Here is a 15,226-nt window from a genome sequence, read left to right as displayed (position 1 = left end):
CGCGTGCTCCTTTCAGAGCACACCCGCTTTCTTCCAGCCCAGGTAACGTGTCACCAGGGCCGGTCCCAGTTCACACGGCAAGGTGTCCAATACGGATAGGCCTTGGGCGGCGAGGCGGTCATGCAATTCGTCGCGGGTATTCAGGTAGTCGATGGTGCCGCTGTAGGCCAAGGCTTCAGGCAAGGTTTGCACGGGCGCTTGGCGCAGTTGATCGAGTACCTCCTCGCGCAAACTGGCGACCAGCACCCTGTGCTGGCGGCTGATACGCTTGACTGCAGTCAGCAGTGCCTCATCGTCCTCATCGCGCAGGTTGGTCACCACGATCACCAACGCGCGCCGCTTTTGTCGAGCCAGCAAATCACTTGCCGCGGTCTGGTAATCGGCAGTCCGTCGGGTGGTATCGAGGTCGTACACGGCGTTGAGTAATAGGTTCAGCTGGCCGCTGCCCTTGACCGGTGCCAGGTAGCGTGGCTGTTCACCGGCAAAGGTGCACAGGCCCACCGCATCACCCTGGCGCAAGGCAACGTAGCTGAGCAACAGGCAGGCATTGAGGGCGTGGTCAAAATGCGACAGCTCGTCATCCTGGCTACGCATGCGTCGTCCACAATCAAGCATGAACACGATCTGTTGGTCGCGCTCATCCTGATATTCGCGGGCGATGGGCGTGCGCTGTCGGGCGGTGGCCTTCCAATCGATCTGCCTTAGGCTGTCACCGTCGCGAAACTCGCGCAGTTGATGAAACTCCTGCCCCAATCCACGTCGTTGACGTTGACGTACACCCAGTTGGCTCAGCCAGTTGTCCACCCCCAGCAATTGCGCGCCGTACAGTCGGGCGAAATCCGGGTAGACGCGTGTGGCATCGCTCACTTCGATAATTCGCCGCGCCGACCACAGGCCCATCGGGCTGGGCAGCTGAATTTCACAGTGGCTGAAACTGAAATGCCCGCGCCGCAAAGGGCGAAGGCGATAACCCAGCTCACTGCTTTCACCGGGGCGCAGCGCTATGGACTGGGGCATGTTCTCGACACTCAATCCGTCGGGGACATGATCGAATACCTGCACCGTCAGTGGCTGTGGGAAGTCATGCTCCAAGGCCAGGCGTACTTCGCCCCACCTTCCGAGCGCCAGGCTGCCGGGCATCTGTCGTTGCACGCGGGGGGATGGGCGTCGACGCATACGCATCGCATCCAGCGTAGCCAGCAGCAACAGTGCAAGAAGCAACCCCCATGCGATTGAGTGCAAGGTGTCGGGCACCTTGAACTGCAACGCCGTTGCGGTGCCCAGCAATATGCCCAAGCCCAGCAATACGCCGAGCCAGTTCAGCAGCAGACGGGTCGGTTTCATGGGCGAGTCATTGCCGGGGCGCCGGAATCTGATCGAGCATTTGCTTGAGCACCTGGTCGACCTCCAGCCCGTCGATGTCCAACTCTGGCGCTATACGCACCCGATGACGCAGTACCGCCAAGGCGCATCCCTTGATGTCGTCCGGGGTGACGAATTCACCACCGCGCAACAGGGCGCGAGCACGCGCGCCACGCACCAGGGCGATGGAGGCCCGCGGCCCGGCGCCGATGGTCAGCCCCGGCCAACTACGGGTGGCGCGCGCCAGGCGCACGGCATAGTCGAGCACCTGTTCATCCAGGGCCAGTTCACTGGCAATCCGCTGCAGTTGCAGCACGTCCTCGGCCTGCAACACGGTGCGCAATGGGTGTACATCCAGCATGTCGGCCCGGGACGAGCGCGTGACTTCGCGCACCATGTCCAGCTCCTGCTGCGCGTCGGGATAATCCATGCGCACCTTGAGCATAAAACGATCCAGTTCCGCTTCCGGTAGGGGGTAGGTGCCTTCCTGTTCGATGGGGTTCTGGGTCGCCAGTACCATGAACGGTTGGCCGATAGGCAGCGCCTCGCCTTCAAGGGTGACTTGCCGTTCCTGCATGGCCTCAAGCAAGGCCGCCTGGGTCTTGGCCGGGGCGCGGTTGATTTCGTCGGCCAGCAACAAGTGGGTGAACACCGGGCCTTTGCGCAATTTGAATTGCTCGGTGTGCAGGTCATACACGGCGTGGCCGGTGACATCGCTGGGCATCAGGTCCGGGGTGAACTGGATACGCGCGAAATCGCCATCAAAGCAGCGTGCGAGGGCGCGTACCAGCAGGGTTTTGCCCAGCCCTGGCACCCCTTCGAGCAGCACGTGGCCGCCGGCGATCAGTGCGGTCAGGACATCGTCGATCACCTGGTCCTGGCCAATCACTGCCTTGCGCAATTCAGTGCGTAGAGCCTGGGCTTGCCCGCTGGCACGCTGCAAGGTTTCGCTGGTCAGGGCAGTGGCGCTTGGAATTTCGCTCATAGGGCATTCCTGAGGGTTTGCAGGCACGCCACCTGCCGGCTGAAATCGGCGCTGGAAAGCCGTTTTGCCGGAAGTGGGCCAAGGGCCTGGCTGATGACGTGAGAGGGTTGGTGCGTCAGGTGTTCAAGTACCCGCCACTGTTCTGCATTGTCGAGGTGTTCAAAACCGGTGTGACGACGCCGGGCGGCACGCAAGACATCGCGCTGCAGGGCACGCAGCAGCGTGCCTTGGCCACTGCGGCGCAGCAGGAAGTCGGCGCTGGCTTTCAGGTGTTCCTGCAACTGGCGGCGTGCGTTGGGTGGGGGAGACTGGATCGGGCCTTGACGCATCCCGGCCCGCCACAGTGCCAGGGCGACCAGGGCAATGAGTGCGACCAGGGCCTGGGGGAAGTACCGCACCAGCAGGGTAAACAAGTCGTCGAAGTCACTGTTGAACAGCAGGGTCACGGCTGTGCCCTGGGTCAGATACCACAGCAGCCAGGCATTGTCGTGCCTACCAATACTCGGGTTTTTCCATAGGTCACTGTCGGTGATCACCGTGACGCGGCCTCTCCCAAGGTCGAGTTGCATCAGGTGGCTCGACCTTGCGCTGTTGGCAGAAAATTGAGCCAGGTGCTTGGGGTCGGTAAGGTTGAAGTCCGTGTCGAAACTGAAATAAGCCGGTGCGGTTTCATTGTCGACGTAGAGTTTGGTCAGGTCCGGGGCTTTCTTTTTGAGAGGCTTCTTCTCGGTAGGCGCAAGCTCTTCAGGTTCATCACTCAAGGCCTGGTGGATATCCAGGCGATCGAGCAGCAGGTCGCCGCTTTTGCCAGTCTCTTCATCCCACAGCGCCTCGGCCACCAGTAACAGATGGCCGCCGGATTTGGCCCAAGCCAGCAGTTGCTCTACCTGGCGTGGTGACATGTTGCTGCGCTCGCCAAGCAATAACAGGCTGTGGCCCTTGGCGGGCAGCGTCGTCAACCGTTCCACGCTGTTGGCATGGTCCACGGCCAGGCCTTGTTGGCTCAGAAAGTGTTCTGCCGCCAGGTAGGGGTTCGCCAGGGCTTCTGGAGAAGGGCCGCGATCCACCACTTCGTCGTAGGGGATCGCCTTGCTCCACACGAAGTAACCACCCGCGCCAAGCAGGCACGCCAGCAATAATCCCACCCATATCAAAGGCCGGTTCATGAGGCGTTCCCCGAGCTGAACAGGGTGCGCCAATCACTGCAGAGTTTTTGCTGGGCTGAAAGGGGGGGAAGGTGATGGCCGTAGGCAAGGTTTTGCCAATGTCGGGTCAATTCGTCACTGAAGGCCAGCAGCTGCGGTTGTTGCAGCTGGTGCACGCGCGCCAGGACCTGGCCTTCTGTGTCAGCGCTTTTAAGCGGCAGATTGAAATCATGCAGCAGTCGGCTTAACAGGCCTCGGTACAGCAGGCCGAGGGCTTCCCTTGGTTGGGTGGCCCATAGGTGCTCGGCGGCGCTGGCAACGTCGTCGGGCAAGGTTTCGGTGCCCAGTTCGAGACCGAATAATTGTGTCGGCACGGGTTTCATGACGTTGGGCTTGCGCGGCCCGCGCCGGCTTACAAACGTGCTCAACCATTCGCGATAACGCCATGCCAGCATGATCAAGACGCCGATCAGCAGTCCCCATAACAGTACCTCCAAGCCCTGGGCGATGTGCTTGAAGGTATTGCTGTTGAGGTTGTTCAGCAGCGCCTTCAACCAGTCCGGGAGTTTACCGTCGCTGTGAGCCTTGTTTTTAACAGGGGTCTTGTCTTCGCCAAAGCGATAGCGGGTTACGGTTTCCGGATTTTTGAAGGGAGGCTTATCCAGCAGCGACTTGATGGATTGGCTCGCGTCCTGGGTGTTCAGTGGCTTGGCGGGGTTGGAAGCATCGGCCATGGCGGGTGGGCTGAATGGCAGAAGCGTCAGCCCTATTATCAGTAATAATAGCGGCGCTACGCTGCTCAGGCGCTGACGAAGGCGTCGGAACGCCAGTTCCAGGTCCCAGGCCTCGAGTACGGTGCGGCGGTTAAGGTAAAGGCTGAAACCGCAGGCGACATAGATGGGCTCCCAAAACACCAGGATCAAGGCATAGAACGCGTTACTCAGGTGTTCCAGCCACAATTTTTCCGAGCTTGTCGCCAGTGCCAGACGTTGCCAGTCCCAATCCATCTCGACGTTCTGGGGAATGAACAGATAGAGCAGTGCCATGCAACCAAACCACAGGCCGATTTCCAGGTGCACCCCGATGGTTGTCAACCAACGTGCGGCTCCTGCGTTACGTTGCTGCAGCACGCCCAGGCGTTTTTGGCGTGCCGGGCCATTCAGGCCTTCGAGTTGACTCACCGGCATCACAAAGTTGCGGCTCAGGCTGAGTCGCCGCCAGGTCAGGCTGGCCAGCAGCTGGCCTTTCAGCAGTTTCGGCCACTCGTGCACGGCCTGCTTGATGCTGGGTGTTTCGCCAAACAAGGCCTTGGACAGGATGTAAAGCGGCAAACGGTCAAAGGCCGGTTTGAGCCACCAGAACACGAATAGTGCAGTAGACGGGTACTGCCACAGCAGTGCAGTCAGTAAGACGAACACTGGCAGGCTCACCAGCGCCCAACTGCCCATCAGTAGCAGGCGATATTCGCGGGCCATCAATACGCCAAGGTCCATGGCTTCCCAGGCAGTACGTGGGCGGATTACCACGCTTGCATCACTCAGGCGCATGGCGAGTCCTTCCGGCAAAGCCCAGGTAAGCCGCCACCAGCAGCCACAGAGCAGCGCCCACCAAGTATTTGACCCAAGGGGCGATGGCGGTGGTGGACGACCAATAAGCTTCGATAAAGGCAGCGATCAGCAGGAATATCATGACACCGCACAACATCTGCACGCTCTTGCGTGCTGCCCGCCGCAATGATTCGCCACGGGTCAATTGCCCGGGAGCGATCATCGCCCAGCCCAGTTGCAAGCCTGCGGCACCGGCGAGTGCGATTGCTGTCAGCTCGAATGCACCATGGCCTATGACGAATGACCAGAAGGTCTGCCCGTAGCCGATTTCAGTCAGGTGCCCGGAGACTGCACCGATGACCAGGCCGTTGAAAATCAGAAAGAACACACTGCCCAGCCCGAACAATAAACCGGCGGCGAACGTCTGGAACGCAATACCGGTGTTGTGCATCACGTAGTAGCCGAACATCATCCAGTCTTCGCTTGACGCACGCTCGGCGGCGCGGCCCAGGCGGCTGGCGTCGGGGTCATACATGCCCTGCATCTCGGCCACTTGCTGCGGGCTGACGACGCTATAAATCAAGTCGGGGAACAGGTAGACCAAGAGCGCGATACCTACCAGGCTGCCAAAAAACAGCAGGCTGGCGATCAGTACGAAACGCCATTGTTCCCGCACCAACCGAGGAAAATCGGCGAGTACGAACCCCAGCACATTTGCCGCCAATTGGCTGCGATGCCGGTAGAGCTGTTGGTGGCCGCGCAGGGCCAGTTGTTGCAACGGATCTACCAGATAGCTGCTGTAGCCGCGCGCCTGGGCCAGGGCCAGGTGTTGGCACAATCGTCGGTATTGATGGGGGAAGTCGGCCACGTCACTGGCTTTGGCCTTGCCTTGCTCCAACTGTTTCAGGTGTTCGGCAAAGGCTTGCCATTGAGGCTGGTAGCGGCTTTCGAAAAGGCTCTGTTTCATGTCGGCCCCAATAGGCCACGGGCCACACCATTGAGTTGCTCCACGGCGCGAGCCGGGGATACCTGCAAGGGCGCGGCGAGAATCGAGGCCAACTCATGAACGCGTTCGGTGGACAGTTCACCCTGACGTTCCGCGAAGCCAAGGATGGCCCGCTGTTCACTCAAATCCAGGGCGAAGGGCAGGCGCAAGGCCGCCGCTTGCGGGATTTGAGGGCGCACCAACGGCTGTTCCCGGTAGATCACCAGTGTGCCGGCGGCCAAGTCACCTAGGCGCTTGAAGTGAGGGTGTTGCAGGCAACTGATCGCGCCGAGAAAGTAGCCGAATGGCAGCATGTCGACAAACCGCAGCAGGTTACGGATCAGTGATGCGGACCAGCCAACCGGAGTGCCATCATCTTGGACGACACGCAGCCCCATGACCTGTTTGCCGGGTGAGCAGCCCTGGTTGAGTACTTCGAACAGCACCATGTACCACCAACTGATCAGGAACAGCAGCAGCGAACCCAGGCCGATGCCGACGTTGCCGAGCAAGGCCAATGGCACCAGCAGAATGCCCATGACGATCCCGCGCAAACCAAGGTCGAAGGCAAAGGCCAGCACGCGTGGCACCAGGCCGGCCGGGCGCAGGGGCAGATCGATGCCCTCCGGGGTTTCGATCTGGTAGCGGGTGTCCAATGGGGTTGACGGCATCGCGATCCTTGGCAGTGCGCAGAGGCTGGGAGACACGGATGCTAGCAGTGTCGGCGATGGAAGCAACCACTCAAGGTTTTACTGGATGTTTGTACAGTGCATTTGGTGCTGGTCGCGGACGCGGTTCAGCGCCTAGACTTTGTCGATCTTCAGTACAGGAATAGCCCGTGACCTCCATTTTCTGGTACGACTATGAAACCACCGGCATCAACCCGCGTAGCGATCGCCCACTCCAGGTAGCCGGCATCCGGACGGACTTTGAACTCAATGAGATTGGCGCGCCGGTCAATCTTTACTGCCAGCCCAGCGACGATATCCTGCCGCATCCCGTCGCCTGCGCGATTACCGGTATCACGCCCGCGATACTCGCGGAAAAAGGCCTGGCCGAGGCCGACTTCATGACGCGAGTGCATGCTGAACTGGCCGCGCCGGGTACTTGTGGCGCCGGCTACAACACCTTGCGATTTGACGATGAAATGACGCGCTACAGCCTGTACCGCAATTTTTTCGACCCTTACGCGCGGGAGTGGCAGGGCGGTAACAGTCGTTGGGATTTGATCGACGTGGTCCGCACGGCCTACGCCCTGCGCCCGGAAGGTATTGAATGGCCGCAACAGGATGGGCGTGTCACGCTCAAGCTGGAGCGCCTGACCGAAGCCAACGGTATCGACCATGGCCAGGCTCATGATGCGTTGTCCGATGTACGCGCCACGATTGCGTTGGCTCGACGGGTCCGTGAGAAGCAGCCCAAGCTGTATGAATGGTTGTTTCAACTGCGCAGCAAGCAACGGGTGATGGACCAGGTACGCTTGCTGCAACCGATGGTGCATATCTCCGGGCGGTTTTCCGCCGAGCGCCATTACCTGGGGGTGGTGCTGCCGCTGGCGTGGCACCCGCGCAATCGTAATGCATTGATCGTCTGCGATCTTGGGCTTGATCCACAAGGGTTGCTGGACCTTGATGCGGATGCCTTGCGCCAACGCCTTTATACCCGCCGTGACGATCTTGCCGAGGGTGAGCTGCCGGTACCGCTCAAGTTGATACATATCAATCGCTGCCCGGTGGTTGCCCCGTTGAATGTGCTGCGGGCTGAAGATCGTGAACGCTTGCACTTGGATATGAATATCTATCAGGAACGAGCGCTGCGGCTAACTGACGCACAGGAACTTTGGCGCGATAAGTTGGCGATCATTTACGCCGAAGATGATTTCGTACCGAGTTCAGACCCGGAGCAACAGCTTTATGATGGTTTTATCGGAGATCGTGATCGGCGCTTATGCGAACAAGTCCGGACGGCCGAGCCTGCGCAATTAGCTCGCCAGCAATGGCCTTTTGATGATCAGCGTTTGCCTGAATTATTGTTTCGCTACCGCGCGCGTAACTTCCCCGATACCTTGAACAATGAGGAGCAACAACGCTGGACACTTTTCTGTCAGCAACGTTTGTCTGACCCGCAGTGGGGCGCGCCGAATACCCTTGGGGCATTTAAGCAGGCTCGGCAAGAGTTTGCCGTTAGTGCAACGCCGTTTCAGGCCGAGGTACTGGAGCAGTGGCAGGAGTATGCGGACTCTCTGGCCGCCAAGGTAAACCTGTAGTCGACTTTGACAAAACAGGCAGGCAATAAAAAACGCCAGCAGGCTGGCGTTTTTAAGGTGTTGCGTATAAGGCGCAGGAGGCCTGGCGAAGCTTAGCCCAGCAGGGTAGCCCAGCCTTCAACCACGTCACCGCCCCACTTGGCTTTCCACTCTTTCAGGGTTTTGTGGTTGCCGCCTTTGGTTTCAATCACTTCACCGTTGTGCGGGTTTTTGTATTGCTTGACTTTGCGAGCGCGCTTGGTGCCAGTAGTTTTTACAGCGCCGCGCGGTGCTTTAACTTTCGAATCTGGATCCAGCAGCGCGATGATGTCACGCAGGGATTTGGAGTATTCACCCATCAGGGTGCGCAATTTGCCTTCGAATTCCAGCTCGGTTTGCAGTTTGTCGTCTTGGGACAGATTCTTCAAACGGGCTTGCAGCTCTTTGATAGCTTCTTCGGTGGCACGGTATTCGTTGATCAGAGACATGTGGACTACCTTATGTAGAGCGCTGATTGACAGGGATAGTGGCCCAATAATAGTCAGGCGGTTTCCCCAAGTAAACATTTAAGGTCGTATTTATGTGAATTACTTTGAATGTTTGTAGCATTGCTATGCATTCGAGTTAATTACTAGGGCGTGAACCTAAGACAATCTGCTTGAAATGCGAGGAACACCCATAGGGTAACGCAGTAGATTCATATAAAGGTGGTAAAACCATAGGCTATTAAGGGGCATGGTACGGGCCGGCGATCAGAATAAGCCTCAACGAATACTGCAGTTTTCTCGCGCAATGGCTAGAATGGCGGCCTTTGTGAAGTTCTGGAGTTTCCCCCTAATGCGCACTTTTCGGCTGGTGATTGCTTGCCCGGACCGGGTCGGCATCGTTGCCAAAGTCAGTAACTTTCTGGCCTCCCACAATGGTTGGATCACCGAAGCGAGTCATCACTCGGACGATCTCAGCGGTTGGTTCTTCATGCGTCACGAGATTCGTGCCGACTCGCTGCCTTTTGGTCTTGATGCCTTCCGCGAAGCGTTTGCGCCGATCGCCGAAGAGTTTTCGATGACCTGGCACATCACTGACACCGAGCAGAAAAAACGTGTGGTATTGATGGCCAGCCGCGAATCCCACTGCCTGGCTGATTTGCTGCACCGCTGGCACAGCGATGAGCTGGACTGCGAGATCGCTTGCGTGATTTCCAACCATGATGACCTGCGCAGCATGGTTGAATGGCATGGCATCCCGTATTACCACGTGCCTGTCAACCCGCAGGACAAGGAGCCGGCGTTCGCTGAAGTCTCGCGTCTGGTCAAGCAACATGAGGCCGACGTTGTGGTGCTGGCGCGCTACATGCAGATCCTGCCGCCGGAGCTCTGCCGCGAATACGCTGGCAAGGTGATCAACATCCACCACAGCTTCCTGCCGTCCTTCGTAGGGGCCAAGCCGTACCACCAGGCTTCCCTGCGCGGCGTGAAGTTGATCGGCGCGACCTGCCACTACGTCACCGAAGAGCTGGACGCCGGCCCGATCATCGAGCAGGACGTGGTGCGTGTCAGCCACAGCGACAGCATTGAAGACATGGTGCGTTTCGGCCGTGATGTCGAGAAGATGGTCCTGGCCCGTGGCCTGCGTTACCACTTGGAAGACCGCGTGCTGGTGCACGGCAACAAGACGGTCGTGTTCTGACCGACGTGCTGTGATTGAAGAATGAAGGGCCTGGGCGTTAAATCGCTCCAGGCCCTTTTTCGTTGTGCGTTGTTGAGGATTGAGTCATGAGTGACCCGCTGGACAAAGCCACGTCAAAAGCCCCGGCGACCCTGGGGGAAGGGTGTTTGAGTCGATATGACCCGGATGACCTCGACAGTGAGGACGGCACCGAATTTCCCGGTGCCGCCGAGTTGTGGGAGCAGGAGCAGGGTAAGCCCGAGCCCGAGGACGCGTAATCGCCCGCCTGGATCAGATGCGGAAACTGCCCACCAATTGCTTCAATCGTGACGCTTGCCGCTCAAGGTCGCCACAGGCGCGCAGCGTGGACTGCAGGTTTTCCACGCCCTCCTGATTGAGGGTGTTGATCTCGGTAATGTCCATGTTGATCGACTCCACCACCGAGGTTTGTTCTTCAGTGGCAGTGGCGACCGACTGGTTCATGCCATCGATCTCACCGATACGCTGGGTCACGCTGTTCAAGCGTTCTCCGGCCAGGTTGGCGATGTCCACACTGTCGAGGCTGTGACGCTGGCTTTCACTCATGGTGCTGACCGAATCCCGGGCGCCGATTTGCAGTTCCTCAATCATCGTTTGCACTTGTTGCGCCGATTCCTGGGTGCGATGAGCCAGGTTGCGCACTTCATCCGCGACCACCGCAAACCCACGTCCGGCTTCCCCTGCGCGGGCCGCTTCGATGGCGGCGTTCAGTGCCAGCAGGTTGGTTTGCTGGGAAATACTGGTGATCACCTCAAGAATCTGCCCGATATTCACCGTCTTGCTATTGAGCGCTTCGATGTTGCTGCTGGAGGCGCTGATCATCGCCGACAGTTGGTTCATCGCCTTGATATTGCGCTCCACCACTTGCTGGCCGTCTTCAGCCAAGTGTCGCGCGTCGCTGGCCTGGCTCGACGCTTGAGCAGCATTGCGCGCGATTTCCTGGGCGGCGGCGCCCAGTTCGTTGATGGCGGCCGCCACGCTATTGGTGCGATTGGCCTGTTCGTCGGAGTTGACCATCGACGAATTGGACGCGCTGACGACCCGCAGCGCCACCTCATTGACCTGTTCGGTGGCCGAAGACACTTCACGGATCGAGGTATGAATACGTTCCACAAACCGATTGAATGCGATACCCAGCGTGCCGAATTCATCATTGTTCTGGATGCTCAGGCGACGGGTCAGGTCGCCTTCGCCGTCGGCTATGTCCTGCATGGCGCGCGTCATCACATGCAAGGGTTGCAACAGCACGCGGATCAGCATGCCGAGCAGGGCGATGATGATCACCACGGCAATGATCGTAGCGATGACCGCGGAAGTGCGGAATTCGCTGAGCATGGCGAAGGATTTGTCTTTATCTACCGAGATGCCGAGGTACCAGTTCACCGAGGGCAGTCCCTTGATCGGTGTGAAGGTCACGATAGCGTCTTTGCCGTTGGCCTCGACTTCGCTGAAGTCTGCGCTGATCTTCGGGGTGTTTTTCGGGTACACGTCGGCGAGGGTCTTCATCACCAGGTTTTTGTCCGGGTGTACCAATACTTTGCCATCGGCACTGACCAGGAAGGCATAGCCCATGCCGCCAAAGTTCAGCGCGCCAATGTTATCCACCAGCGTTTGCAGGCTCAGGTCGCCACCGACCACGCCGATGCTCTGGGTGCCCTGGGTGCTGGGGGTGGCAACGGAAATGATCAATTTGCCGGTGGCGGCATCGATGTAGGGTTCGGTCAGGGTTGAACCGTTGCTGCTCTGGGCGCCTTTGTACCAAGGGCGCACACGCGGATCGAAGCCGTCCGGCATCTTGGCGTCGGGGCGGATGGTGAAGGCGCCCTTGCTGTCGCCGACGTAGGTTGCCATGAACGAAGAGGTCAGTGCTTTTTGTTCCAGCAGGCTGGCAACGGCGGCAGGCTCGGGGTTGATAGCGATGTTTTGCGCGGCGTTTTCAACCAGTGCAATGCGCCCGGTCAGCCAGGTTTGAATGTTGCTAGCGGTGACATCGCCCATTTCATGCAGGTAGTTGTTGAGGTCGTCACGAATCGCGTTGCGTTGCAGGTAATCGTTGTAGAGGGTAAACAGCGCGAAAGCGGCGATGACGATAAGGGAGGCTGCAAGCAGGATTTTATGGCTGAAGCGCAGATTTTTATTCATGGCTTGTAGGGTCCGCTATGGTCTTAATATCCGAGGCGCGTCCTCGTGGGATACGCAAAATGGTAGCGTCAAAAAAGGTGTAATAATTCGGGTGATAGCTCTGTGGGTCACTGTAGGAACTATCGGACCTGTTTTAGACTTTGTGGGTCTCACATAGGCCTGTATCGACCTGGCGACACTAAAGATTAACCATGGGTGACGAAATGCCTGATTCCACGCAACTCCTTATCGGTGCTGACCTTTCTGGCCAGCCTATCGCCCAGGCCATGCGCCTGGCCAACCGTCACGGGTTGATCGCCGGCGCCACCGGCACGGGCAAGACGGTCACGTTGCAACGTCTGGCTGAAGCCTTCAGTGATGCAGGCGTGGCAGTGTTTGCTGCCGACATCAAGGGTGACCTGTGCGGCCTCGGCGCCGCGGCGAACCCCCAAGGCAAGGTCGCCGAGCGTATCGCCGGCATGCCTTTCCTGAACTACACGGCCAAGGCTTATCCGGTCACGCTGTGGGACATCCACGGGCAGTCTGGCCATCCGTTGCGCACCACCATCAGCGAAATGGGGCCGTTGTTGCTCGGTAGCCTGCTGGAACTTACCGACAGCCAGCAGTCGGCGCTCTATGCCGCCTTCAAGGTGGCGGATCGCGAAGGCCTGTTGCTTCTGGACCTCAAAGACCTCAAAGCACTGCTTAACCATCTGCGCTATCACCCGCAATTGCTGGGCGAAGACGCAGCGCTGATAACCACGGGTTCCAGCCAGGCATTGTTACGACGCCTGGCGGTGTTGGAACAGCAGGGCGCCGAAGCCTTGTTTGGCGAGCCGGCCTTGCAATTGGAAGATATCCTGCAGCCCACCAGCGACGGGCGCGGGCGCATCCACCTGCTGGACGCCAGCCGCCTGGTGCACGAAGCGCCGAAGGTATACGCGACGTTCCTGCTGTGGCTGTTGGCGGAATTGTTCGAGCAACTGCCCGAGCGCGGTGACGCCGACAAACCGCTGCTCGCACTGTTTTTTGACGAAGCGCATTTGCTGTTCGCCGACACGCCCAAGGCGTTGCAAGAGCGTTTGGAGCAGGTGGTGCGGCTGATTCGTTCGAAAGGCGTTGGCGTGTATTTTGTCACCCAGTCGCCAGGCGACCTGCCGGACAGCGTACTGGCCCAACTCGGCCTGCGCATCCAGCATGGCCTGCGGGCGTTTACCACTAAAGAACAGAAATCTTTGCGCGCCGTAGCGGACGGCTTCCGGCCAAACCCGGCCTTCGACGCGTTGTCGGTATTGACCGAACTGGGCACGGGTGAGGCTTTGGTGGGCACCTTGCAGGAAAAGGGCACGCCGGAGGTGGTCCAGCGCGTACTGGTCGCACCGCCACAATCACGGATCGGGCCGCTCAGCGAAGCCGAGCGCGCTGCCTTGGTCGCCAGTTCGCCATTGCAGGGCCGGTATGACAAACCGATCGATCGGGAATCCGCTTATGAAGTGCTTATGTCACGCAAGGAGCTTGGGCCGACCGAAGAGGCCAAGCCAGCCACCGATGAGCCAAGCTTTACCGACAGGGCCGGGGCGTTTCTCGGCACGACGGCGGGCAAGGCGCTGAAGTCAGCGATGCAGCAAGCCGCCAATCAGATGGGCCGGCAACTGGTGCGTGGTTTGTTGGGGTCGTTATTGGGCGGGAGCAAGCGCAAATAGCGAATCAGGGTTTGGGCTTGGCATGGGCAGCCAACCGCTCAAGCGCCGCGCGCAAGCCGGGGTCGCTGATGCCGTCGGCCGTTGCCTGAATGGTTTCGGCCGCATTTGTCGAGAGGTCCAGGGTATGACCCGCCACGCCGGGTAGGGGGGTGGGCGGTTGTACTTTGAATTGGATGCGCGTCAAACCAGCAAACTCATCAAAGGTCATCAATTGACGCTGCAGGCGTTTTTGCTGATAACGCAAACGCGTTGCCCAGTGGCCATCTGTGACAATAAGCAGCAGGTTCCCCTCACGCCACGACGCCACGCGGCAGTGTTCGCGCGCGGCGGGTTGCAGCTGGCTTTCGAGAAGGCGTTGCAGATGGCCCAAGCGTTGCGCATGGCCAAAGATAGCTTTCAACGGCTTGGCTTCGCGCAGCAACACGGCAGGCGCGCGGGCTGTTAGTGGGCGAAATGCCATTATTGGACACCTTAAGTAACAGAGCGGCCATCTTAGCAGAAAGCGCCTGTATGCCCTCAGGCCATGCCTCCATGGGGTTTTGTGCGTGAAATCAATCAGTAACTTCTTCGCTCCATGGGTTGAAGTTCCAGCAAAAGCCCTTATTTTAAACAAGCCCTCTCACAGCGCCGCACCAGCATCGGGGAACAACGCCACTTTCCTCACCCACGAATCCGGGTAGAATGCGCGTTCGCATGCGGCCGTGAGGGCTGCTCGGGCCACTCACGGTGCGCCCTCCATCCCTATGTGTGGAAGAACCTGCCGATATGTTTGCGCCTTTGTTAAAGAAACTTTTTGGAAGCAAGAATGAGCGCGAAGTCAAACGCATGCTCAAGACGGTGCAGCTGGTCAATGCCTTCGAAGAGCAGATGGTTGCCCTTTCGGACGAGCAATTGCGCGCCAAGACCGAAGAGTTCAAGGCCCGCATAGCCAAAGGTGAAACCCTCGACAAGCTGCTTCCCGAAGCCTTTGCGGTCGCCCGCGAAGCCGGCAAGCGTGTCATGGGCATGCGCCACTTCGACGTCCAGTTGATCGGCGGCATGACCTTGCATGAAGGCATGATTGCCGAAATGCGTACCGGTGAAGGCAAGACCCTGGTGGCAACCCTGGGCGTTTACCTCAACGCACTGTCCGGCAAGGGCGTGCACGTTGTGACGGTGAACGACTACCTGGCTCGCCGGGACGCCAACTGGATGCGCCCGCTCTATGAATTCCTTGGCCTGACCGTCGGCGTGGTAACGCCGTTCCAGCCGCCGGAAGAGAAGCGCGCCGCCTACGCTGCCGACATCACCTACGGCACCAACAACGAATTCGGTTTCGACTACCTGCGCGACAACATGGCGTTCAGCATGGAAGAAAAATTCCAGCGCGAACTCAACTTTGCCGTGATCGACGAAGTCGACTCCATCCTGATCGACGAAGCCCGTACCC

At 59.0% G+C, this 15,226-nt stretch carries 14 protein-coding genes and 1 pseudogene; 5 read left to right on the top strand and 10 right to left on the bottom strand.

Going from position 1 to position 15,226, the window contains the following annotated elements; genetic code table 11:
- Positions 1-12 precede the first annotated feature (12 nt).
- From AB4O35_RS00075 to AB4O35_RS00050, 6 genes are read right to left on the bottom strand one after another with little or no spacing between them, the layout of a single operon-like run.
- Positions 13-1,344: a DUF58 domain-containing protein gene (locus AB4O35_RS00075; protein ID WP_065880981.1), complete on the bottom strand. Its 1,332-nt coding sequence runs from the start codon at positions 1,342-1,344 to the stop codon at positions 13-15.
- Between the two features lie 7 nt (positions 1,345-1,351).
- Positions 1,352-2,347 (bottom strand): AAA family ATPase, encoded by a 996-nt coding sequence (locus AB4O35_RS00070; protein ID WP_065880982.1) that lies wholly within the window; start codon positions 2,345-2,347, stop codon positions 1,352-1,354.
- A complete protein-coding gene (locus AB4O35_RS00065; protein WP_065873612.1) occupies positions 2,344-3,513 on the bottom strand; it encodes a DUF4350 domain-containing protein in 1,170 nt (389 codons plus the stop codon). Before AB4O35_RS00065 ends, AB4O35_RS00070 begins: the two co-directional genes overlap by 4 nt.
- Positions 3,510-5,039, bottom strand: a complete 1,530-nt coding sequence (locus tag AB4O35_RS00060; protein WP_065945850.1) for a DUF4129 domain-containing protein — start codon at positions 5,037-5,039, stop codon at positions 3,510-3,512. Before AB4O35_RS00060 ends, AB4O35_RS00065 begins: the two co-directional genes overlap by 4 nt.
- On the bottom strand, positions 5,026-6,006 hold the full coding sequence (locus AB4O35_RS00055; protein ID WP_065873639.1) for a stage II sporulation protein M: 981 nt from the start codon (positions 6,004-6,006) through the stop codon (positions 5,026-5,028). The genes AB4O35_RS00060 and AB4O35_RS00055 overlap by 14 nt, the downstream gene beginning before the upstream one ends.
- Positions 6,003-6,695, bottom strand: a complete 693-nt coding sequence (locus AB4O35_RS00050) for an RDD family protein (RefSeq protein WP_065873610.1) — start codon at positions 6,693-6,695, stop codon at positions 6,003-6,005. Before AB4O35_RS00050 ends, AB4O35_RS00055 begins: the two co-directional genes overlap by 4 nt.
- 167 nt (positions 6,696-6,862) lie before the next feature.
- On the opposite strand from AB4O35_RS00050, the gene sbcB reads away from it, so the two are divergent.
- The gene (gene sbcB, locus AB4O35_RS00045; RefSeq protein ID WP_065880983.1) at positions 6,863-8,290 is read left to right on the top strand and encodes an exodeoxyribonuclease I; all 1,428 of its coding nucleotides are present in this window, start codon (positions 6,863-6,865) and stop codon (positions 8,288-8,290) included.
- A 92-nt stretch (positions 8,291-8,382) separates the two neighbouring features.
- On the opposite strand, the gene mvaT is transcribed toward sbcB, so the two are convergent.
- Positions 8,383-8,757, bottom strand: a complete 375-nt coding sequence (gene mvaT / locus AB4O35_RS00040; RefSeq protein ID WP_008432352.1) for a histone-like nucleoid-structuring protein MvaT — start codon at positions 8,755-8,757, stop codon at positions 8,383-8,385.
- Positions 8,758-9,106: 349 nt separating this feature from the next.
- Here mvaT and purU point away from each other — a divergent pair, with 349 nt between their 5' ends.
- Positions 9,107-9,955 carry a formyltetrahydrofolate deformylase gene (gene purU, locus AB4O35_RS00035; RefSeq protein ID WP_065873608.1) on the top strand — a complete coding sequence of 283 codons (849 nt, stop codon included), beginning with the start codon at positions 9,107-9,109 and terminating at the stop codon, positions 9,953-9,955.
- Between the two features lie 86 nt (positions 9,956-10,041).
- Positions 10,042-10,212 carry a hypothetical protein gene (locus AB4O35_RS00030; protein WP_175403015.1) on the top strand — a complete coding sequence of 57 codons (171 nt, stop codon included), beginning with the start codon at positions 10,042-10,044 and terminating at the stop codon, positions 10,210-10,212.
- Positions 10,213-10,225: 13 nt separating this feature from the next.
- Here the strand turns inward: AB4O35_RS00030 and AB4O35_RS00025 are convergent, their stop codons facing one another.
- Complete coding sequence (locus tag AB4O35_RS00025) at positions 10,226-10,990, bottom strand: methyl-accepting chemotaxis protein (protein WP_371905447.1); 765 nt, start codon at positions 10,988-10,990, stop codon at positions 10,226-10,228.
- 93 nt (positions 10,991-11,083) lie between these two features.
- Positions 11,084-12,115, bottom strand: a pseudogene (locus tag AB4O35_RS00020) (HAMP domain-containing protein); the annotation flags it as partial.
- A 203-nt stretch (positions 12,116-12,318) separates the two neighbouring features.
- Between AB4O35_RS00020 and AB4O35_RS00015 the strand changes: the two are divergent.
- Entirely contained in the window at positions 12,319-13,797 is a 1,479-nt protein-coding gene (locus AB4O35_RS00015) for a helicase HerA-like domain-containing protein (protein ID WP_065945880.1), read from the top strand.
- Positions 13,798-13,801: 4 nt separating this feature from the next.
- On the opposite strand, the gene AB4O35_RS00010 is transcribed toward AB4O35_RS00015, so the two are convergent.
- Positions 13,802-14,257 (bottom strand): DUF721 domain-containing protein, encoded by a 456-nt coding sequence (locus AB4O35_RS00010; RefSeq protein WP_065873606.1) that lies wholly within the window; start codon positions 14,255-14,257, stop codon positions 13,802-13,804.
- A gap of 305 nt (positions 14,258-14,562) precedes the next feature.
- On the opposite strand from AB4O35_RS00010, the gene AB4O35_RS00005 reads away from it, so the two are divergent.
- The coding region (locus tag AB4O35_RS00005) for a DEAD/DEAH box helicase (protein ID WP_460149430.1) at positions 14,563-15,226 on the top strand (664 nt) is incomplete at its 3' end.

Source organism: Pseudomonas sp. H1_A03, assembly GCF_054685145.1.
The sequence above is the reverse complement of the archived record's forward strand: the minus strand, read 5'-3'. Positions and strand labels throughout refer to the sequence as shown.